We start from the raw sequence: 21,001 nt of genomic DNA on the forward strand, positions 1-21,001 counted from the left end.
ACTGCTTGGGTTTTTAAGAAACCCTAAACTTGGCTCAGCAATCTCAAATGACTATGTGATTTCTCGCATGGTCACTTGTGATGCTGATAATCTTTCTGACTATCAGTCCGTACTCACAAGCACCCACACGAATTGCTTGATTCGATTTGTTAAAGAGCGTTTGGCTAAGAGTGTTTCGTCTCAACCGAGGCGCGCATTCTACGCTTTCCTCACTGCCTGTCAAGCGTTTATTTTGAAGTTTTCTGAAGCGCCTTACTCGAAGACTTGAAACTTCAACCGCTGACCGACTTCCCCGCTGCGTTACTCGCTGCGAGGTGGCGAATAATACGCGCTTTGAATCTGGAGTCAACCCTTTGATTTAAAAACTTTTGCGCTCGCAGCGCCCCACTCCCCGCAACTTAATGAGGCTGCAGTGAATCTGTAGATAAACCCACCACGGAGCGTAGCGGTAATGAGCGAGGCGCAAAGCGAGAAAACCCCGGGCCTGTCGGCAGACGAACAACAGGAGGTCAGTTCCAACCAGCCGCCGCGTGCGGCGGTGTTGCACGAGACCATTCGCTTGCAGGGCGATCAGGAACTGGAACGTACATTGGCTGCGCTCTGGTGGTCAGCCCTTGCCGCAGGTTTGTCCATGGGGCTGTCACTGATGGCCATGGGTCTTCTGTACTCGCGTCTGCCGGACGGCGAGAGCGCGCAGGTCATCGCCAGTATCGGCTACAGCGCCGGCTTCCTGGCCGTCATCATCGCGCGGCAGCAATTGTTCACCGAGAACACCCTGACCGCTGTCCTACCAGTGATGACGACGCCAACGCTGGGCAACTTCGGTCGCTTGCTGCGCCTCTGGGGCGTGGTCCTGGCCGGCAACCTGGCCGGTACTCTATTGGTGGCCTGGGTAATGCTCGAACTGCCGATCTTTGATACCAAGACAGATATCGCGTTTCTGGAGGTGGGCCGTAAGGTGATGGAAAACGACGTCAGCCAGATGTTTGCCAAAGGCATCGTGTCCGGCTGGATGATCGCCACCATGGTCTGGATGATCCCCTCCATGGAGCACGCCAAGATCTGGATCATCCTAGTCATCACCTACCTCATGGCATTGGGCGACTTCACCCACATCGTGGTGGGGTCGGTAGAGGTCTCGTATCTGGTCTGGGCGGGTGAAGAAACCTGGAGCAACTTCTTGCTGCACTTTGCCCTGCCTACGCTGGCCGGCAACATCATCGGCGGCAGTCTCATCTTTGGTCTGATCAGCCATGCACAGGTGCGCAGCGACAGCGGCAAATCGCCGTCCCAGTTACTCAAAGATGAACAGCCCTCGCGAAAGCACCAGGACGATCAGCAAAAGTGAAACGTTGCCTTTAAGGCGTGCGAGTAACATCCCCTCTTCTTCTATAAGGAAGCTGGGCCGAGGCGTTGCGACAACGCTGCCCAGCTTTGCCCTCTTCTTCCACAGCCCAGTCAGGCATACTCGCCCCACTGCTCGCATCACCCGTAATTTGGCTTGCAAGGCCATGTCTCGTGCGCCTGCCATGGCCCAGAATACTCGCGCACGTCAAGCGATAAGCGCCCCGATAGAGATCACACCCATGGACACACGCACCGGCAAAGGCCTTTCGTTTGCCAAACGGATTTATCTGCCTCGGGTACTGGGCAAGGGTGTGGGGCTTTTCGCGGTAATGGCTGCGGTGGAACCCCTGTCTCCCCCCGCTTGGGTTTGGGCATTCATGCTTTTCAACGGCTTGCTGTGGCCACACTTGGCCTATCAGTGGGCGGCCCGGTCCAAAGCGCCCTACCAGGCCGAGCAGCGCAACTTTTTCCTTGATTCGCTGATGGGTGGGTTCTGGGCCGGTGCCATGCAGTTCAACCCGCTGCCGACGGTTACCGTCCTGTCGATGGTCACCATGAACAACGTCGCAGCCGGCGGCAAGGGGTTGGCTATTCGCGCAGGGATGGCGCAATTGGCAGGCATGCTTGCGGCTTGCGCCCTGCTGGGGCCGGGATTTCAACCCAATGCCACCGCCTTTCAGGTCTACGCCTGCCTGCCGATGCTGACGCTGTATCCAGCGGCGCTTGGGTGGGTGTGCTATCGACTGGCGATCAAGCTGGCCGAACACAAACGTCGGCTCAACACCCTCAGCCTGACCGATAGCCTGACTGGGCTACTCAACCATGGCGCCTGGAAAGACCTCCTGGCAAGGCGTTTTAGCGGGTGCAGGAAACAGCGCGGTGAGGCTGTAGTCGCTCTGATCGACATCGACCATTTCAAGACCATCAATGACACTTTCGGCCATGTGGTCGGCGATCAGGTATTGCGCCAGGTCAGCATCGAGTTGCGCGGCGCCCTGCGCGAAGGCGACAAGGCCGGACGCTACGGGGGTGATGAGTTTTGCGTGATACTGCCCAGCACCACCGAAGCCCAGGCGTGTCAGGCCATGGAACGCCTGCGTGAGCGTGTGGCGAGCTACCGCGACCCGCAGACGCCTCAATTGCGCATCAGCTTGAGCATTGGCCTGTGCCCGTTCGACCCCTCCCTGGAGACTCCGGACGGCTGGTTACGCCAGGCGGACACCGCCTTGTATGTCGCCAAGCGCAATGGCCGGGATCGGGTCATGGTCACTCATCGGGCCAATGCCAGCGTGACGCCTTCTGCCGAATCCTCTGCCTTCATATCGCTGGCGCGATGACACCTGCCGGGTGCAAGTGTCGCTCGGCCACAATCTCAGGCAGGTCATGCCGGCGAAGGTAAGCCTTCAACGGCTCACTCACATTCAGCCGCTCATCCATGTGTTGCTCTATCAGCAAGCCCAGTCGCTCGCGACACAAGGCCATGCGATGCCCCTGCTCAGGTCGCCATACGAACTCGTTGCACGGGATGATGCTGTCGTCGGCGATATCCATACCGAAGGCATCCTCGGAGAAACGCACGATATAGATGCCACGTTTACCGTGAAAGCCCACGAAGCCCTTGAGCTGCTCGGCCGCCTTGCAGATATCCTGGGATGTAATGGTCATGCCCCACCTCATGGTCAATGGAACGCGCTGCGCAGCCGTCACACGGGAACGCTTGCCACTGCAGGCCACGCCCGTGCCCAACGGGCCACGTCGCCGGAACAGATGCCAGGCAAAAAAATGGGCGACCGAAGTCGCCCTAAATGCCTTGCGTGCTCATGAATCAGGAAGGTCAAGGGCGCTTGCGCTTGCTCGAGTCTTTCCAGATGAAAATGCCTAGACCGGCGAAGAAAGCCACCATCAACCCCACCGTTACCACCCCTGCGATAACCACGTTGTCGAAGAACATGCCGACCTCTCCATTTGTTCGCCGTTGTCCGATGGGGAAACAGTAACCAATGTCGGGCGCAAGGAAATTGACCAGGGTCAATGACGCCCGGGGACGGGCGCACGGGGCGGGCGCAGGGTTGACCTGCGTCAAGCGTCAGCGCTTCTTGGGCTTGCGCTTGGACTTCTTCTTGGCAGCGTTCAAGGGCAATGCCTGTTCGAACGCATCGCGCATCTCGTTCAGGCGCTTTTCCTTGATGTCATGCACGCGGCGGGCACGTTCGGCATCGAAATCAATGAGATTGTCTTGGCTCATACTGGGCTCTACACGCTACGGATGCTGCATGATGGGGCTAGAACCAGACACTTGCCAGCCCTGCTTCATACCTCGATGTCCACCAGCAGCCCCTGACGCACGGGCTCGCCCATCAGCGGCACCACTGGCACGGTATTGTCGGCGTTGACCTCATGGCCTGGCAACGCATCGAACCGTTCATCAATACCTTTGCCTTTACCCTGGCGTTGCTGCTGCCGGCGCTGCTCCTCGCGCAGCAGCAACTGCTGTTCCTGCGGGTCACGCTGGCGCTTGAGGTCGATCGCACTTTCACCGGACGCAGGCTGCGCCGGCACTACCGGCTTTATATCCGGGGTCGGTTTGACCGGGTCCTGCTGCGAGGTGACCGGGGCAGCGCTGAGCGGAATGATCGGTGGCAGCATGGCGTTCTCCTGTACCCCTGTATCGGCAACCACACAGCTGCCTTGAAGTCATGGACAACATTCAGCCCGGTTCGTCCTGCGCCTCGTCCTGGTCCTGCAAGGCAGTTTCGCTCCAGGGACGCTGGTAGACCTGCTGCCACACTGCATCCATATGGCTCGAACCCAGGCCGGGGCAGCCTTGAGCGAGGCACTGTCCTGGCGCTCGCCGCCGATCGGGTCTTCGCCTGCCGGGGTGATCAGCGACTGACCCGTGATGCTGTAGACCGTTTGCCCGTCACGCATCTCGATGGCGATGTCATGGGGCTCGACACCTCCTCCGCAGAAGGCATGACTGACCACCGTCACCTCGGCCTCACCGTTCTGATCGAGGTCGGCCACGCCGCTGACATCGGTGTAGAAATCCACGTCCAGATCCAGGCCCGGACACGTGGTTTGCTGATCGATCTGCCAGCGCGCCTGGAAAGCTTCTTGCGCTTTGCGGCGGCCGTACAAGGTTGCCTTGAGCACGACCTTGTCCACTTCCTGTTCACTTTCCGGGTCGCTGGCCTGGCCATCGACACGGCTCAAGACCAACAGGCCTTCGCCGTTCCTGTCACGGTAGTGCACGCTCTTGAGCGGTGCCTGCACACCCAGCACCTCCAACTGCTCCATGGGGATGGGCGGCAAGGTTTCGAAGGTCTTGGGCTCGCAGCCTGCCAGGAGCAGACCGCCGGCCGTAAGGCTCAAGACAACGCAAAGGGGCTTGGCAGGCATGGGATGCAGAACCCTCGTCGGCACGGCATGAAACGACGAAACGGCTAGACTGATGCACCGGCCGATACCGTTCGGCACCCTCAGGTGCACTCGGCACTTTGGTCTGCCCGGCCGATCCGTTAACATAATCGGCTTTTTCATCGCGGGAGTGCAGGCAGTATGGCGCAGCAGTATCAACCGGGGCAACGCTGGATCAGCGACAGCGAGGCAGAGCTCGGCCTGGGTACCATCCTGGCGCAGGATGGCCGCCTCCTGACCGTCCTCTACCCGGCCACTGGCGATACCCGCCAATATTCCCTGCGCAATGCGCCGCTGACACGCGTGCGCTTCTCGCCAGGTGATCAGATCACGCACTTCGAAGGCTGGAAGCTGACCGTGCGCGAAGTCGAGGACATCGACGGCTTGATGGTCTATCACGGGCTCGACGGGCAGAATCAGCCCCGCACGATGCCAGAGACCCAGCTGTCGAACTTCATCCAGTTCCGCCTGGCCAGCGACCGCCTGTTCGCCGGCCAGATCGACCCGCTGTCGTGGTTCAGCCTGCGCTACAACACCCTTCAGCACACCAGCAAGCAGATGCAGTCCACGCTGTGGGGCCTGGGCGGCTGCCGCGCCCAGCCCATCGCTCACCAGTTGCACATCGCCCGCGAAGTGGCCGACCGCAGCGCACCTCGCGTACTGCTCGCCGACGAAGTGGGCCTGGGCAAGACCATCGAGGCAGGCCTGGTGATTCATCGCCAGCTGCTGACCGGCCGCGCCAGCCGGGTGCTGATCCTGGTGCCTGAGAACCTCCAGCATCAATGGCTGGTAGAGATGCGCCGGCGCTTCAACCTGCAGGTCGCCCTGTTCGATGCCGAGCGGTTTATCGAAAGCGATGCCAGCAACCCCTTCGAGGATGCCCAGCTTGCGCTGGTCGCGCTGGAGTGGCTGGTCGACGACGAGAAGGCCCAGGATGCGCTGTTCGCGGCAGGCTGGGACCTGATGGTGGTCGATGAAGCGCACCACCTGGTCTGGCACGAGGAACACGCCAGTGCCGAATATGCGCTGGTCGAACAGCTGGCCCAGGTCATTCCCGGCGTGTTGCTGCTCACCGCAACCCCTGAGCAACTGGGCCAGGACAGCCATTTCGCGCGGCTGCGCCTGCTCGATCCCAACCGTTTCCATGACCTGGCGGCCTTCCGCGCCGAAAGCGAGCACTACCGGCCGGTGGCCGAGGCGGTGCAGGAGCTGCTGGACGAGGGGCGCTTGTCGCCGAAGGCACACGCCACCATCCAGGGTTTCCTCGGGGCCGAGGGCGATGCACTGCTCGCTGCGGTCAACGACGGGGACAGCCAGGCCAGTGCCCGACTGATCCGCGAACTGCTCGATCGTCATGGCACCGGGCGAGTGCTGTTCCGCAACACCCGTGCCGCCATCCAGGGGTTCCCTGAGCGTCAGTTGCACCCTCACTCACTGCCCAATCCGGAGCAATACGCCAGCTTGCCCGAGGGTGAACACGCCGAGCTCTACCCTGAGGTGGCGTTCCAGTCCCAGGCGGACCAGGCGCAAGAAGAGCGTTGGTGGCGCTTCGACCCGCGGGTCGACTGGCTGATCGACACCTTGAAAATGCTCAAGCGCACCAAGGTGCTGGTCATTTGCGCCCATGCCGAGACCGCCATGGACCTGGAAGACGCCCTGCGCGTGCGTTCCGGTATTCCGGCTTCTGTCTTCCACGAAGGCATGAGCATCCTGGAGCGCGACCGCGCGGCGGCTTACTTCGCCGACGAAGAATTCGGCGCCCAGGTGCTGATCTGTTCGGAAATCGGCAGTGAGGGGCGCAACTTCCAGTTCGCCCATCACCTGGTGATGTTCGACTTGCCTGCTCACCCCGACCTGCTCGAACAACGTATCGGGCGTCTGGACCGTATCGGCCAGAAGCACACCATCGAGTTGCACGTGCCGTACCTGCAAGGCACGCCGCAAGCGCACCTGTTCCAGTGGTACCACGAGGGGCTCAACGCGTTCCTGAACACCTGCCCCACCGGTAACGCCCTGCAGCACCAATTCGGCCCACGCCTGCTGGCACTGCTCGACAGCGATGACAGCAAGGCCTGGGATAGCCTGGTCAACGAAGCGAGAAGCGAACGTGAGCGGCTTGAAGCCGAACTGCATACCGGCCGTGACCGCTTGCTCGAACTCAATTCCGGCGGTGCTGGCGAAGGTGAAGCGCTGGTCGAGGCCATCCTCGAGCAGGACGATCAGTTCGCCCTGCCGATCTACATGGAAACCCTGTTCGATGCGTTCGGTATCGACAGTGAAGACCATTCGGAAAACGCACTGATCCTGAAGCCCAGCGAGAAGATGCTCGATGCCAGCTTCCCCCTGGGCGATGACGAAGGTGTGACCATCACCTACGACCGCGGCCAGGCGCTGTCGCGTGAAGACATGCAGTTCCTGACCTGGGAGCACCCGATGGTGCAAGGCGGCATGGACCTCGTGCTGTCCGGCTCGATGGGCAATACCGCCGTGGCACTGATCAAGAACAAGGCGCTCAAGCCTGGGACCGTGCTGCTGGAGCTGCTGTTCGTCAGCGAGGTGGTCGCGCCGCGCAGCTTGCAACTGGGCCGGTACCTGCCGCCCGCCGCCCTGCGCTGCCTGCTTGATGCCAACGGCAATGACCTGGCCTCGCGGGTCGCATTCGAGACCCTGAACGATCAGCTCGAGAGCGTGCCGCGTGCCAGTGCCAACAAGTTCGTCCAGGCCCAGCGTGACGTGCTTGCAAAGCGCATCGGCAGCGGCGAAGAAAAGATCGTCCCGCTCCACGAGCAACGGGTGGCCGACGCCCAACGTCGCCTGGCCGCCGAAGCCGACGAAGAGCTCGCACGCCTGGTGGCACTGCAAGCGGTCAACCCGAGCGTGAGGGACAGTGAAATCGACGCGTTGCGCAAGCAGCGCGAAGAGGGCCTGGCCATGTTGGCCAAAGCAGCACTGCGTCTTGAAGCGATACGGGTGCTGGTCGCAGGCTGACCCCGGCGAGCCTACCTGACCTGCAGCGGCCTCATCGTTTCTGGGATGAGGTCGCCCCTGGGCAGAACGTACCCACCACGCGCCGGGTCAGCACCTAGTCCTGGCGTTTGATTCGATACTGCTCGACCAACGTCGAAGGATCCTGGTCCAGGTAACCCTGACTGCCGTGCAACCGCATCAACTGGGCAGCCAGGCCCGTAAGCGGCGTCGCTGCGCCCTGTTCGCGTGAAAACTTCACGGCACCGTCCAGATCCTTGAGCAGGGTCCGCACGTGCCACTTGATGGGAGCGAAACGGCTCTCTGCCATCTGTGGGGCCAGTATCTGCAAAGGCTTGGAGTCGGCAAAGCCGCCTGCCAGGGCTTGGGCGATCAACCCGGCGTCCACCCCGGAACGCTCGGCCAGCGCGATGACCTCGGCGATGACCAGGGCGTTGCACGCCACGATCATCTGGTTGCAGGCCTTGGTCACCTGGCCTGCGCCAACGCCCCCCATGTGTGTCACCCGCTGGCCGAGCACCTCCAACACTGGGCGAGCACGCGCCAGGTCAGCCACCTCCCCGCCCACCATGATCGCCAGGGTACCTGCCTGCGCACCTGCCGTGCCGCCGGACACCGGGGCATCCAGCCACCCCATCCCACACAAGGCGCCCAGCTGGGCTGCCATTTCCCGGGTAGCGCCAGGCTCCAGGCTGGAAAAATCCACCAGCAGCTGGCCCTGCCGCCCGCCTGTGGCAACGCCCTGATCGCCAAATACCACGTCGCGCACCACGGCGGTATCGGCCAGGCACAGCAATACCATGTCTACCTGCTGCGCAAGCTCGGCAGGGCTCGCGGCCAGTCGCGCGCCTGCGTCAACCAGCGCCTGGCATTTTTCCGGGCTGCGGTTCCACACCCACAGCCCATAGCCGGCCGCCAGCAGGCGCTGGCACATCGGCAGGCCCATCAGACCGACACCAGCGAAACCTAGGGAGGGTAATGCGTTGCTCATCAGGAACTCCTGGCTGAAAAAGGGTGGCTGGGGCAATGCTGCGCTGCATGACTGCGGCGATGGCCACCTTTACGCATGCCGTAAACTGTTACCGCCACGCCGAATTGTTACTTACCTCTACCTCGATTGAGCAATCACAAGCACCCAAAAGAGGCGCCTGCGCGTTTTCGCGCACCAAAAACGCACAAGGCTGTCATTCACCGCCTGACTTGAATGACGATGAACGGCGACACGACTACCGCCCATATCTCTGGATCGCGGGTTTGCAGGTCACTGGCCTGTTCTGCCGTAACCGGGCCGACAGTGCCATCAGAGCGCCACTTATCGAAGAGGTCACTGCGGTTTTCGGCCATTGCCGTGGCCACGGTGATTAAATCCAGGGCGGGATCGACCCAAATCAGGTCACCCTTTGCCCAGAACCTTTCCAAGGCTTTCCACTCGATGGTGGCGGTTTCTCCGAGCAGTTTGGCATAGAGGGTGCTTGTTCGATCAGTCATGGGAATATCCGCTGGAAATCTGGCTTTTGAAAAAGCCGGCATTTTTGCAGAAAAACCCGGTTTCAAATATGCATTTGGGTATCAGGCCCCGTATTTTCGGGGTACGACCGCCAGGATAAGCCATTTGATGGCGCCTTTCTGTACTTTTGTGTCAAGCAAGCGACAACCGTTAAACCAGGCGCTTTTTGCCCGCTTTTCAAGCGCGCTGACAGCGCTCTACACTGTACCGGTACAGTTCCGGGACATGTTCCGGGGAAGGTGGGCTTGCGCGTTGGCATGGCCACGCCGCAACCCGCCTGGTCTGTAGCCCTGGCCGCCAGGACTATAAGAATTACAACAGAATGAGTGGAGCATTATGATCAAGATTTCCAAGCTGTTCGCCGCAATGGTTCTGGCCGGGGTAGCCAGCCATTCGTTTGCCGCCGATACCATCAAGATCGGGATCGCCGGGCCCAAGACTGGCCCCGTGACCCAATATGGCGACATGCAGTTCATCGGCGCCAAGCAAGCCATCAAGGACATCAACGCAGCAGGCGGTGTCGATGGCAAGATGCTAGAAGCCAAGGAATACGACGACGCCTGCGACCCTAAACAGGCCGTGGCCGTCGCCAACAAAGTGGTCAACGATGGCGTCAAGTTCGTCATCGGCCACTTGTGCTCCAGCTCCACCCAGCCAGCGTCCGACATCTACGAAGACGAAGGCGTGATCATGATCACCCCGGCGGCAACATCCCCGGAAATCACCTCCCGCGGCTACAAGCTGATCTTCCGCACCATCGGCCTGGACAGCGCCCAGGGCCCTGCCGCAGGCAACTACATCGCCGATCACGTCAAGCCCAAGGTGGTCGCAGTGCTGCACGACAAGCAGCAGTACGGTGAAGGCATCGCCACGGCCGTCAAACAGACTCTGGAGCAAAAAGGCACCAAGGTTGCCGTGTTCGAGGGCCTCAACGCCGGCGACAAGGACTTCTCGTCCATCATTCAGAAGCTCAAGCAGAACAACGTCGATTTCGTCTACTACGGCGGCTACCACCCAGAGCTGGGTCTGATCCTGCGTCAAGCACAGGAAAAAGGCCTCAAAGCCAAGTTCATGGGTCCGGAAGGTGTGGGTAACGACTCCATCTCGCAAATCGCCCAGAATGCCTCCGAAGGGCTGCTGGTCACCCTGCCGAAGTCGTTCGATGCCGACCCTGAGAACAAGAAGATCGTCGACGCGATCAAGGCTGACGGCAAGGACCCAAGCGGCCCGTTCGTCTTCCCTGCCTACTCGGCCGTCGAGCTGATCGCCCAGGGCATCAAGGCCGCAGGCTCCGAGGACACCGACAAGGTGGCCGAGGCCATCCACCAAGGTTCGTTCAAAACCCCTACCGGCACCCTGACCTATGACGACAAGGGTGACCTCAAAGACTTCAAGTTCGTGGTCTACGAATGGCACTTCGGCAAGCCGAAGACCGAAGTCTCCCCTCAGTAACAAGCGTGACTAATAGCTGACCGAGAAGCCCACTGTGCGAGCAGTGGGCTTTGTTTTACGAGGTTCATGGGCACGCCCCCGCGATCCGGGGACGGGCTCACCTGAAAATCTTAAAACCGTCACCCGCGGTTTCCTGGCCGTACCCCGGCCAGCGAAATGCAAATCAGGTTTTTAGGAGCGCTGTAATGCCTGAGATCTACCATTTCTTCCAACAACTGGTTAATGGATTGACCATCGGCAGCACCTATGCCTTGATCGCCATCGGCTACACGATGGTGTACGGCATCATTGGCATGATCAACTTCGCCCATGGCGAGGTCTACATGATCGGCTCGTACGTGGCGTTCATCGCCCTGGCGGGTCTGGCCATGATGGGTATTCATTCGCTGCCGATCCTGATGACCGTTGCCTTCGTCGCGACCATTTTCGTGACCAGTGCCTATGGCTACAGCATCGAACGGGTTGCCTACCGACCACTGCGCAACAGTAACCGGCTGATTCCGCTGATTTCTGCCATCGGCATGTCGATTTTCCTGCAGAACACCGTGCTGTTGTCCCAAGACTCCAAGGACAAGTCCATTCCCAACCTGATTCCGGGCAGCTTCTCGTTCGGACCAGGCGGCGCAGAAGAAGTCCTGGTGTCCTACATGCAAGTGCTGGTGTTCGTGGTGACACTCGTGGCCATGACCCTGCTGACCCTGTTCATCTCCCGTTCGCGACTGGGCCGCGCGTGTCGCGCCTGCGCCGAGGACATCAAGATGGCCAACCTGCTGGGCATCAACACCAACAACATCATCGCCCTCACCTTCGTCATCGGCGCTGCCCTGGCGGCCGTCGCGGCCGTGCTGCTGAGCATGCAATACGGGGTCATCAACCCCAATGCCGGTTTCCTGGTAGGCCTGAAGGCGTTTACCGCCGCAGTGCTGGGGGGTATCGGCAGCATTCCGGGCGCCATGCTCGGTGGGCTGGTGCTGGGTGTGGCCGAAGCGTTCGGCGCCGACATCTTCGGTGATCAGTACAAGGACGTCGTGGCATTCGGCTTGTTGGTTCTCGTCCTGTTGTTCCGGCCGACCGGCATTCTGGGCCGCCCGGAGGTTGAAAAAGTATGAACAAGAATCTCAAACCGGCGTTTTTCAGCGCCTTGCTGGTCTGGGCCGTGGCCTTCCCGGTGCTGGGCCTGAAACTGAGCATCGACGGCATCAGCCTGGTGGTGCATAGCCAGGGCTCGTTCACCATCAGCATCATCGCCGTGTGCTCGGTGCTGATGTTCCTGCGCGTGCTGTTCGACCGGCAGTGGAGCTCGGTGATGGGCCGACGCTCGGACCGCAAGCTGATTCCACCTGCGCTGAGCAACTACCTGACCCTTCCCAAAACCCAGCGCTGGGTGATTCTGGGGCTGGTCGTGGTAGCCCTGATCTGGCCGTTCTTCGGCTCGCGCGGCGCTGTCGACATCGCCACCCTGATCCTGATCTATGTGTTGCTCGGCCTTGGCCTGAACATCGTGGTCGGCCTGGCCGGGTTGCTGGACCTGGGTTATGTGGGCTTCTACGCCGTGGGCGCTTACAGCTACGCCATGCTCTCGCACTACCTGGGGTGGAGTTTCTGGGTCTGCCTGCCGATTGCCGGCCTGATGGCCGCCACCTTCGGCTTCCTGCTCGGTTTCCCGGTGTTGCGCCTGCGCGGCGACTACCTGGCGATCGTGACGCTGGGCTTCGGCGAGATCATTCGCCTGTTCCTGCGTAACCTCACCGACTGGACCGGTGGCCCTAACGGCATCAGCAACATTCCCAAGCCCGAATTCTTCGGCCTTACCTTCGAACGCCGCGCCGCCGAAGGCATGCAGACCTTCCACGAGTATTTCGGCCTGCCTTACAACTCGATCAACAAGGTCATCTTCCTGTACCTGGTTGCACTGTTGCTGGCACTGCTTGCGCTGTTCGTGATCAACCGCCTGTTGCGCATGCCCATCGGCCGTGCCTGGGAAGCGTTGCGTGAAGACGAGATCGCCTGCCGCGCCCTGGGCCTGAACCCGACCGTGATCAAGCTCTCGGCCTTCACCCTGGGTGCCTGCTTCGCAGGGTTTGCCGGCAGCTTCTTTGCCGCTCGCCAAGGGTTGGTCACGCCGGAATCGTTCACGTTCATCGAGTCGGCCATCATCCTGGCCATCGTGGTGCTCGGCGGCATGGGCTCTCAGTTGGGCGTGATCCTCGCTGCCATTGTCATGATCCTGCTGCCTGAGCTGATGCGCGAATTCAGTGAATACCGGATGCTCATGTTCGGTGCGCTGATGGTGCTGATGATGATCTGGCGTCCGCAAGGTCTGCTGCCAATGCAACGTCCCCACATGGAGCTGCGTCGATGAGCCGCGAAATTCTGCAAGTCAGCGGCCTTAGCATGCGCTTCGGCGGCTTGTTGGCGGTCAACGGCGTGGGCCTGACCGTCAAGGAAAAACAAGTGGTGGCGCTGATCGGTCCGAACGGCGCCGGCAAGACCACGGTGTTCAACTGCCTGACCGGTTTCTACCGGCCCAGCGGCGGCACCATCCTGCTCGATGGCGAACCCATCCAAGGGCTGGCCGGCCATCAGATCGCGCGCAAAGGGGTGGTACGCACCTTCCAGAACGTGCGCCTGTTCAAGGAAATGACAGCGCTCGAGAACCTGCTGATCGCCCAGCACCGGCACTTGAACACCAACTTCTTCGCCGGGCTGTTCAAGACCCCAGGGTTCCGCCGCAGTGAAAAGGAAGCCATGGAGCGTGCGCAGTACTGGCTGGACAAGGTCAACCTGACCGAGTTCGCCAACCGCACTGCCGGCACCCTCGCCTACGGCCAACAACGTCGCCTGGAAATCGCTCGCTGCATGATGACCCGCCCGCGGATCATCATGCTCGACGAGCCGGCTGCGGGGTTGAACCCGAAAGAGACCGAGGACCTGAAGGCATTGATTGCCTATTTGCGTGAATCGCACAACGTGACCGTGCTGCTGATCGAGCATGACATGAAGCTGGTGATGAGCATTTCCGATCACATCGTGGTCATCAACCAGGGCACACCCCTGGCCCACGGTACGCCCCAGGAAATCCGCGACAATCCTGAAGTGATCAAAGCCTACCTGGGGGAAGCGTAAATGCTGAAGTTCGAGAACGTTTCCACTTTCTACGGCAAGATCCAGGCGCTGCACAGCGTCAACGTGGAGATCAACCAGGGAGAAATCGTCACCCTGATCGGCGCCAACGGCGCCGGCAAATCCACCTTGCTCATGACCCTGTGCGGTTCACCCCAAGCCCACAGCGGCAGCATCAAGTACCTGGGCGAGGAACTGGTCGGTCAGCCTTCGTCGCACATCATGCGCAAGAGCATTGCCGTGGTGCCGGAAGGCCGCCGGGTGTTCGCCCGGCTGACCGTCGAGGAGAACCTGGCCATGGGCGGGTTCTTCACCGACAAGGGTGACTATCAGGCGCAGTTGGACAAAGTGCTGCAGCTGTTCCCGCGCCTGAAGGAGCGGTATGCCCAGCGTGGCGGCACCATGTCCGGGGGCGAGCAGCAAATGCTGGCCATCGGGCGTGCCCTGATGAGCAAACCCAAGTTGCTGCTGCTCGACGAGCCCTCCCTGGGCCTGGCACCGATCATCATCCAGCAGATCTTCGACATCATCGAACAACTGCGCCGTGACGGCGTGACGGTGTTCCTGGTAGAGCAGAATGCCAACCAGGCGCTGAAGATCGCCGACCGGGCCTATGTGCTGGAGAATGGCCATGTGGTGATGCAGGGTACGGGCGAGGGGCTGCTGACCGATCCAAAAGTGCGTGACGCCTACCTGGGCGGTTGATGCCAGCGGGGCCTGCAGGGGCCCCGTTGTCTTGAAGACGCTACGCTTGCACCCCGCTTCACGATCAAACAGGGCAGGCTGCATGCAGGTGACAGCCGTCTATTTCTCTTCGCCGGGCTTGTATTGCCCCTGCCCGCCTCAGTAACGTGACGGCCTCTCGAACACCGGAGCCCGTCATGCGCCTGACCCCTTCCCTGCTACTGACCGCCTTGTTGCCCCTGTTCGCGGGCTGCCAGCTGCTGGCCGAAAAACCCGTCGACCCTGATATCGGCAGCACTCGCATGCAAGGCCAGGTTCGCGCTGCCGGTGGGCAGTTGCTGTTCAAGCCCTGCAACGAACCCCGCAGCTTCGTCATCAACGATGCCGCCGCCACGGGCATCCTGCAGGAAGCGGCGAACCTTGCAACCGGGGCCAACGACACCCTGTTCGCCGACGTGCGTGGCCGACTTACAGGCAGCAAGCAGGCCAGCACCGATGGACAGCTGGACCTGCGCCGCCTGTACCGCCTGGAGCACGCCAGCAACGGGTGCATCGACCCCAATTTCAAGCAGCTTACCCTGCGCGCCGGTGGCCACAAGCCCGATTGGGACGTCAAGGCCAACAGCCGGGGCATGGTGCTCAACCGTGCTGATCAGCCCCCGCTTGCCCTGCCCTTTCTGGAGGAGCAGGTACCCGGTGGCGGCTTGACCCTGACCAGCGAAGCCAACGGGCAGCGCGTCGAACTCTGGCTGGCGCCACAGCGCTGCATGGACCCGGCCACGGGCGCGTTCAACCACTTGCGCGCAGAACTGCGCATCGATGGCACGACCCTTCAAGGTTGCGGTTATTACGGTGGCGCGCGCGATGACTGATGACCGGGCGGCTTAATCCTGCCAGTCGAGGCGGCTAAAGCTTTATACTTGGCGGTTTGTGTTAAGCCGCCGGCCGCCCACGGCCGGGATACTGGACCCTGCCATGCTACGAATCACCGAACTCAAGCTGCCCCTGGACCATCCCGATGAAGCACTGCGCGAGGCCATCGTCCAGCGCCTAGGCATCCGCGACGAGCAGCTGATCAGCTTCAACCTGTTCAAGCGCAGCTACGATGCGCGCAAGAAGAACACCGAACTGCTGTTCATCTACACCATCGACCTGCATGCCAGCAACGAAGAAGAGCTGCTGCGCAAGTTTGCCGACGACCATAATGTCGTGCCCGCGCCGGACGTTACCTACAGGTACGTCGCCCAAGCCCCTGAAGGCCTGGACGCACGACCAATCGTGGTGGGTCTGGGCCCGTGCGGGATTTTCGCCGGCTTGCTGCTGGCGCAGATGGGCTTCAAGCCGATCATCCTCGAGCGCGGCAAGGAAGTGCGCCAGCGTACCAAGGACACCTGGGGCCTGTGGCGCAAAAGTGTGCTCAAACCCGAGTCCAACGTGCAGTTCGGCGAAGGCGGCGCTGGGACATTCTCCGACGGAAAGCTGTACAGCCAGATCAAGGACCCGCAGCATCATGGCCGCAAGGTGTTGGAAGAGTTCGTCAAGGCCGGTGCGCCTGACGAGATCTTGTACATCAACAAGCCGCACATCGGCACCTTCCGCCTCACCGGCATGGTTGAGCAGATGCGCCAGGAAATGATCGCCCTGGGGGCCGAGGTTCGTTTCGAACAAAAGGTCACCGACCTGCTGATCGAAGAAGGCCAGGTTCAAGGCGTAGTGCTTGAAAGTGGCGAGCAACTGCTTTCACGGCATGTGGTTCTGGCATTGGGCCATAGTGCCCGGGACACCTTCCGCATGCTGCACGCGCAGGGTGTGTACATGGAAGCCAAACCGTTTTCCGTCGGTTTCCGCATCGAGCATCCGCAATCACTCATCGACAAGGCGCGCCTGGGCAAATATGCAGGCCATCCCAAACTGGGTGCGGCGGACTACAAGCTGGTGTACCACGCCAAGAACGGGCGGTCGGTCTACAGCTTCTGCATGTGCCCTGGCGGAACGGTAGTGGCCGCCACCAGTGAACCGGGCCGCGTCGTCACCAATGGCATGAGCCAGTACTCACGCAACGAACGCAACGCCAACTCCGGCATCGTCGTCGGCATCGACCCGGAACGGGACTATCCCGGTGGCCCGCTGGCGGGCATCGAGTTGCAGGAACGCCTGGAAGCGCACGCCTACGTCATGGGCGGGAGCAACTACCAGGCGCCGGCTCAGCTGGTGGGCGATTTCGTGGCTGGCAAGCCTTCGACCGCGCTGGGCAGTGTCGAGCCGTCCTACAAGCCTGGCGTGACCCTGGGGGACCTGGCGCCAAGCCTGCCGGCCTTCGCCATCGAGGCGATACGCGAGGCCCTGCCCGCCTTCGATCGGCAGATCAAGGGCTACAACCTGCATGACGCGGTGTTGACCGGGATCGAGACACGCACCTCCTCGCCGCTGCGCATCACGCGGGGTGAGGACTTCCAGAGCCTGAACGTGAAGGGCCTGTTCCCTGCCGGCGAAGGGGCTGGCTATGCAGGCGGCATTCTGTCTGCAGGGGTTGATGGCATTCGGGTTGCCGAAGCGGTGGCCAAGGCCATGCTAGCCCAGTAACAAGCCCTGAATTGCCGGTACAAAAAAACCCGACCAGGCCAGAAGCCTGATCGGGTTTTTTCAGGGCTGCGATCAGTGCGAGACGCGGCTGGTACCATCGACCGTCATGATGCGCACGCGGTCGCCCACCCGGAAAATCTCGTTTTCCTGCACGGACTGCACATAGGCACGCATGCTGCCATCGTCTTCGCGCACCGTGATCTCCACACCCTGGGTACGGGTAATACCCTCTTCGGCGGCCGAACCGGCCAAGCCACCGGCAACGGCACCAATCACGGCAGCGACGATGCTGCCACGCCCGCCGCCAACGGCGCTGCCCGCCAAGCCACCTACCACGGCACCGGCGCCTCCGCCAATCGGCGTCTTGGTGCCTTCGATCTTCACAGGGCGCAGCGATTCGATGGTGCCCATGCGCACGGTTTGCACACGGCGGGCCTCATCGCGCGAATAGCTGTCGCCGCTCAAGTTTGACGCACAGCCACCGAGTAGCAACGTGGTGGCTGTGAAGGTCGCGACCAGCAAAGCGGATTTACGCATGGGTAGAATCTCCATAAGTCAGGTATTCATTAGACGCTGCACATTGACGGCTGTCACGGTACTCACTGCATAAAATTGCTTTCATTCAGCCAGCGTACAGCCAACGCGATCAGGCAGGGCGCGTACCGATCAGACCAAGGATAACCATGGATTACTTCATCGTCGTGGTCGCCACCCTCGCAGGGTTGGGGTTTCACGCCTGGCTCTACATGCTCATGCGGCAGTGGATGGACCGCGACCTGGCGCTGTCACTGGCAGGTGGCGACCCGCACATGCAGGCGTACATGCTGCAGCGGTTGCAGCATGCGCGTCAGTTGAAGATGGGGCGCAAGGCACGGGTTCAGTGGCTTGCGCAGGAGGCGGCGGCGTATTCGCGCTGAGCGCCAGGGCGAATGGGGCTATCTGGTAGCCCCGCCTATCAAGGCGCCAGGCGCTCGCGGTGCCAGCCTTGGGCCGCCTTGCGGTAATTCAGGCGGTCATGCAGGCGACTGGCGCGTCCTTGCCAGAACTCGATGCGCTCTGGCAGCAGGCGGTAGCCACCCCAATGCTCGGGGCAGTGAGGCTGCGTGTCGGAGAAACGCGCCTCGGTCGCCTTGACCAGGGCTTCGAGCGCCTCGCGCCCAGCGATCACCTGGCTCTGGGGCGATGCCCAGGCGCCCAGGCGGCTGCCCAACGGCCTGACCTGGTAGTAATCGTCGGACTCCTTGGCCGAGACCTTCTCGACACGGCCCTCGATACGCACTTGCCGCTCGAGCGCCGGCCAGAAAAAGGTCATGGCGGCGAACGGGTTAACCTGCAGTTGCCTACCCTTGGCGCTGTCATAGTTGGTGAAGAACGTGAAGCCCTGCTCATCCAGCCCCTTGAGCAACAGCACACGGCAGTGTGGTCGCCCATCGGCATCGACCGTGGCCAGGGTCATGGCGTTGGCTTCCACCGGCGCCTGCTCTGTTTTCACGGCATCGCCGAACCATTGGTGAAACAAAGCGAACGGCTCGGCCGGAGCCTGAGCTTCGGCCAGGCCGTCCCGGGTGTAATCGCGGCGCATATCGGCCAGGGATTGGGTCATTACTGCGTTCCTTGACGATCAGTTGGTCTTCGCAGGGCTGTTGGAGGCTACCTTCTTGTCAGTGGCAGCTTTCTTGGCGACAGGCTTGGCGGTCGCCGCTTTCTTGGTCGCCGTCTTGGCCGGGGTCTTGGCTTTGGCGGCAGGTTTCTTGGCAGCGGTTTTGACGGCTGGCTTGGCTGCAGCCTTGCTTGGCTGGGCTTTGGCGGCTGGAGCCTTGGACACAGGCGCCTTGGCATCCTGCACGGCCACCATGGTGGCTGGCGACGGCGTTGGTGTGGCCTGTTGATACTTGCTCAGCAGCGCGACCATGGTGTTCTGTGGGGTCAGCAGCATTTCCACGCGGCGGTTCAGCGCACGGCCTTCGGCACTGTCATTGGCGGCGCGAGGCATCACCGAGCCCATGCCCTTGAGGATCAGGCGGTCACGTTGCAACCCGCTCAGGCGGAAAATGGCCGACACCGAGGCAGCACGCTCAAGGCTCAGCTTCTGGTTGGCAGCCACCACGCCGCTGGTGTCGGCGTGGCCCAGGACCAGTACGGCCGTCTTGGGGTCGCCTTCTACCGTCTTGGCCACGCGGGTGATAGGGCCCAGGGTGACGGGCAACAACATGTTCGGACGGTCAGGGTTGTACGCACCGTCCACTGGCAAGGTGACTGCCAGCACGTTGTCGCGCCGCTCGAGCTCCAGCTTGCTGTCCTTGATGGCCTCGCGCAGCTTGGGCTCGTACTCGTCCAACCAGGCCTGGGTGGCCTGCTGGTCGATCTTCGGCACCACCGGCCCTTGGGCCTGCTTCTGCTCACCGCCAAATGGCCACCACCAGCGGCTGGTGCTTTCGGATTTGGCGTCGGCCTTGGCGACCTTTTCCGTGACTGCTGCCTTCACTTCCTGTTCGGCGACCTTGTCCGAGCCGAATGGCCACCAGCTTGAACTGGCGCTCTTGGCAGAACCCTCGGGATGGCTGGCGCAGCCGGTGACAGCGGTCAGGCACAGGGCGAGTGCTAAGGTTTTATGTGAAGACATCAGCGATACACCATGAATTAGAAAGGAATTTTGCCCACACTCTTGAGGCGTCGGCATTGAGGATAGTCAAAGAGGCTGGTCAATACCCGCACTAACCGATCAAAGGCATTGCCCAAGCACGCGCACCAGTTTCTGGGCACGAGGGTCCATCAGCACATAGGGCCCCAAGGTATTGACGACAAAGCCAAAAGCCACATCTCGCTCCGGATCGGCAAATCCGACCGAGCCCCCGGCACCGGGGTGACCGAATGCGCGAGCGCCCAGGCCGAAGGTGGCATTGGCCACATCGGGCTGGTCGAGCATGCACCCTAGGCCAAAGCGCGTCTGGGTCAGCAAGGTCCGGTCCTGGCCCAGGCTGTGTTGGCGGGTGAACGCCTCCAGCAGGTCCGACTCCAGCAGGCTGCCATCGAGCAGGCCTGCATAGAACCCAGCCAGGCTCCGGGCATTGCCATGGCCATTGGCAGCAGGTTGTTGCATGCGCCGCCATTCCGGTTTATTGGTACTGGTCAGAATGGCGGGCGGGTTGGTAAACGCCCTTGTGGACAATGCCTCGGGCTCGCGCAGCGTGACCTGCAGCAAGCGCTGGGCAGCGGCGTCACCGGGGTTGCCTTTGCCACGCGCGATATGGGCTACCCGATAGAACTCCTCGTCAGCCAGCCCGACATGGAAGTCCAGCCCCAGCGGCCGCGCCGTACGCGCCACGATCGAGTCGCCTGGACCGCGCCCATCGGCGCGACGAATCAACTCGCCGATCAGCCAGCCAAAGGTGATGGCGGCGTAGCCGTGCTCGCTGCCCGGTGTCCACCACGGCGTTTGCGCGGCCAGGGCATCGACCATTGCCTGCCAGTCGTAGAGGGCCTGGGCCGGCAGCAATTCGCGAATCGCAGGCAGCCCGGCACGGTGGCTAAGCAGTTGCCTCAGCGTGATGGCCTCTTTGCCCGCCTGACCGAACTCAGGCCAGTAACGCGCTACCGGGGCATCGAGTTCAAGTTTACCCTCGCCCACCAACTGCAAGGCGGTGACGGCGGCAAAGGGCTTGGTGCAGGAAAACAGATTGGCGATGGTATCGCTGTGCCATGGCTGCTGGCCATCCTTGTCGGCGGTGCCCGCCCACAGGTCCACTACCGTTTCACCACCCACCTGGATGCACAGCGCAGCCCCGCGTTCCTGGGGATCATCGAACAGCGCCGCGAAGGCCTCGCGCACTGCTTCGAATTTCAGCTCGAAATGACCCTGAATCTGCACCCTGTGTTCTCCATGCGGCATGTTGGCAAAAGGGC

21 protein-coding genes and 2 pseudogenes are annotated in these 21,001 nt (G+C 61.6%); 12 read left to right on the forward strand and 11 right to left on the reverse strand.

The window, feature by feature from the left end; translation table 11 throughout:
• From CRP40_RS22100 to CRP40_RS10215, 3 genes and pseudogenes are all read left to right on the forward strand, one after another.
• Positions 1 to 268 (forward strand): annotated as a pseudogene (locus CRP40_RS22100) (hypothetical protein); the annotation flags it as partial.
• A 183-nt stretch (positions 269 to 451) separates the two neighbouring features.
• A complete protein-coding gene (locus tag CRP40_RS10210; protein ID WP_027915309.1) occupies positions 452 to 1,348 on the forward strand; it encodes a formate/nitrite transporter family protein in 897 nt (298 codons plus the stop codon).
• Positions 1,349 to 1,586: 238 nt separating this feature from the next.
• The gene (locus CRP40_RS10215) at positions 1,587 to 2,684 is read left to right on the forward strand and encodes a diguanylate cyclase (RefSeq protein ID WP_050587338.1); all 1,098 of its coding nucleotides are present in this window, start codon (positions 1,587 to 1,589) and stop codon (positions 2,682 to 2,684) included.
• Here CRP40_RS10215 and CRP40_RS10220 read toward each other — a convergent pair.
• The 5 genes and pseudogenes from CRP40_RS10220 to CRP40_RS10235 all read right to left on the reverse strand — a co-directional run bounded on the left by CRP40_RS10220 (position 2,665) and on the right by CRP40_RS10235 (position 4,746).
• Positions 2,665 to 3,012 (reverse strand): DUF2025 family protein, encoded by a 348-nt coding sequence (locus tag CRP40_RS10220; protein ID WP_027915310.1) that lies wholly within the window; start codon positions 3,010 to 3,012, stop codon positions 2,665 to 2,667. The two genes, CRP40_RS10215 and CRP40_RS10220, sit on opposite strands and share 20 nt — an antisense overlap.
• A 169-nt stretch (positions 3,013 to 3,181) precedes the next feature.
• A complete protein-coding gene (gene ccoM / locus CRP40_RS22345; protein WP_023535213.1) occupies positions 3,182 to 3,298 on the reverse strand; it encodes a cytochrome c oxidase subunit CcoM in 117 nt (38 codons plus the stop codon).
• A gap of 135 nt (positions 3,299 to 3,433) precedes the next feature.
• Positions 3,434 to 3,592, reverse strand: coding sequence for a hypothetical protein (locus CRP40_RS22000; RefSeq protein ID WP_088523537.1), 159 nt, complete (start codon positions 3,590 to 3,592; stop codon positions 3,434 to 3,436).
• Between the two features lie 65 nt (positions 3,593 to 3,657).
• Entirely contained in the window at positions 3,658 to 3,993 is a 336-nt protein-coding gene (locus CRP40_RS10230) for a hypothetical protein (RefSeq protein ID WP_027915311.1), read from the reverse strand.
• A 61-nt stretch (positions 3,994 to 4,054) separates the two neighbouring features.
• Positions 4,055 to 4,746: pseudogene (locus CRP40_RS10235) on the reverse strand (hypothetical protein).
• 159 nt (positions 4,747 to 4,905) lie between these two features.
• Between CRP40_RS10235 and rapA the strand changes: the two are divergent.
• Positions 4,906 to 7,752 carry an RNA polymerase-associated protein RapA gene (gene rapA / locus CRP40_RS10240; protein WP_027915312.1) on the forward strand — a complete coding sequence of 949 codons (2,847 nt, stop codon included), beginning with the start codon at positions 4,906 to 4,908 and terminating at the stop codon, positions 7,750 to 7,752.
• A 94-nt stretch (positions 7,753 to 7,846) separates the two neighbouring features.
• Here rapA and CRP40_RS10245 read toward each other — a convergent pair whose 3' ends face one another.
• On the reverse strand, positions 7,847 to 8,740 hold the full coding sequence (locus tag CRP40_RS10245) for an NAD(P)-dependent oxidoreductase (RefSeq protein ID WP_027915313.1): 894 nt from the start codon (positions 8,738 to 8,740) through the stop codon (positions 7,847 to 7,849).
• A 197-nt stretch (positions 8,741 to 8,937) separates the two neighbouring features.
• Positions 8,938 to 9,237, reverse strand: coding sequence for a DUF2288 domain-containing protein (locus CRP40_RS10250; protein WP_027915314.1), 300 nt, complete (start codon positions 9,235 to 9,237; stop codon positions 8,938 to 8,940).
• Between the two features lie 355 nt (positions 9,238 to 9,592).
• On the opposite strand from CRP40_RS10250, the gene CRP40_RS10260 reads away from it, so the two are divergent.
• The 7 genes from CRP40_RS10260 to CRP40_RS10290 all read left to right on the forward strand — a co-directional run bounded on the left by CRP40_RS10260 (position 9,593) and on the right by CRP40_RS10290 (position 17,098).
• Positions 9,593 to 10,708, forward strand: coding sequence for a branched-chain amino acid ABC transporter substrate-binding protein (locus CRP40_RS10260; protein WP_027915315.1), 1,116 nt, complete (start codon positions 9,593 to 9,595; stop codon positions 10,706 to 10,708).
• 185 nt (positions 10,709 to 10,893) lie between these two features.
• Positions 10,894 to 11,817, forward strand: a complete 924-nt coding sequence (livH, locus tag CRP40_RS10265) for a high-affinity branched-chain amino acid ABC transporter permease LivH (RefSeq protein ID WP_023535272.1) — start codon at positions 10,894 to 10,896, stop codon at positions 11,815 to 11,817.
• Positions 11,814 to 13,070 carry a high-affinity branched-chain amino acid ABC transporter permease LivM gene (locus CRP40_RS10270; protein ID WP_023535261.1) on the forward strand — a complete coding sequence of 419 codons (1,257 nt, stop codon included), beginning with the start codon at positions 11,814 to 11,816 and terminating at the stop codon, positions 13,068 to 13,070. Before livH ends, CRP40_RS10270 begins: the two co-directional genes overlap by 4 nt.
• Entirely contained in the window at positions 13,067 to 13,834 is a 768-nt protein-coding gene (gene livG, locus CRP40_RS10275) for a high-affinity branched-chain amino acid ABC transporter ATP-binding protein LivG (protein ID WP_023535212.1), read from the forward strand. Before CRP40_RS10270 ends, livG begins: the two co-directional genes overlap by 4 nt.
• Entirely contained in the window at positions 13,835 to 14,536 is a 702-nt protein-coding gene (locus CRP40_RS10280; protein WP_023535231.1) for an ABC transporter ATP-binding protein, read from the forward strand.
• 176 nt (positions 14,537 to 14,712) lie between these two features.
• Positions 14,713 to 15,387, forward strand: a complete 675-nt coding sequence (locus CRP40_RS10285; protein WP_027915316.1) for a membrane protein — start codon at positions 14,713 to 14,715, stop codon at positions 15,385 to 15,387.
• A 103-nt stretch (positions 15,388 to 15,490) separates the two neighbouring features.
• Complete coding sequence (locus tag CRP40_RS10290) at positions 15,491 to 17,098, forward strand: NAD(P)/FAD-dependent oxidoreductase (protein ID WP_027915317.1); 1,608 nt, start codon at positions 15,491 to 15,493, stop codon at positions 17,096 to 17,098.
• Between the two features lie 72 nt (positions 17,099 to 17,170).
• Here the strand turns inward: CRP40_RS10290 and CRP40_RS10295 are convergent, their stop codons facing one another.
• Positions 17,171 to 17,635: a glycine zipper 2TM domain-containing protein gene (locus CRP40_RS10295; RefSeq protein ID WP_027915318.1), complete on the reverse strand. Its 465-nt coding sequence runs from the start codon at positions 17,633 to 17,635 to the stop codon at positions 17,171 to 17,173.
• A gap of 146 nt (positions 17,636 to 17,781) precedes the next feature.
• Here CRP40_RS10295 and CRP40_RS10300 point away from each other — a divergent pair, with 146 nt between their 5' ends.
• On the forward strand, positions 17,782 to 18,015 hold the full coding sequence (locus CRP40_RS10300) for a hypothetical protein (RefSeq protein WP_027915319.1): 234 nt from the start codon (positions 17,782 to 17,784) through the stop codon (positions 18,013 to 18,015).
• Positions 18,016 to 18,053: 38 nt separating this feature from the next.
• Here CRP40_RS10300 and pdxH read toward each other — a convergent pair whose 3' ends face one another.
• The 3 genes from pdxH to CRP40_RS10315 form a co-directional block, all read right to left on the reverse strand.
• Positions 18,054 to 18,701: a pyridoxamine 5'-phosphate oxidase gene (gene pdxH / locus CRP40_RS10305; protein ID WP_027915320.1), complete on the reverse strand. Its 648-nt coding sequence runs from the start codon at positions 18,699 to 18,701 to the stop codon at positions 18,054 to 18,056.
• 18 nt (positions 18,702 to 18,719) lie between these two features.
• A complete protein-coding gene (locus CRP40_RS10310; protein ID WP_027915321.1) occupies positions 18,720 to 19,721 on the reverse strand; it encodes an OmpA family protein in 1,002 nt (333 codons plus the stop codon).
• A 99-nt stretch (positions 19,722 to 19,820) separates the two neighbouring features.
• Positions 19,821 to 20,966 carry an EstA family serine hydrolase gene (locus CRP40_RS10315; protein WP_027915322.1) on the reverse strand — a complete coding sequence of 382 codons (1,146 nt, stop codon included), beginning with the start codon at positions 20,964 to 20,966 and terminating at the stop codon, positions 19,821 to 19,823.
• Between the last annotated feature and the right edge of the window lie 35 nt (positions 20,967 to 21,001).

This window comes from Pseudomonas sp. URMO17WK12:I9, from assembly GCF_900230165.1.
In the GTDB taxonomy this organism is placed as follows: domain Bacteria; phylum Pseudomonadota; class Gammaproteobacteria; order Pseudomonadales; family Pseudomonadaceae; genus Aquipseudomonas; species Aquipseudomonas fulva.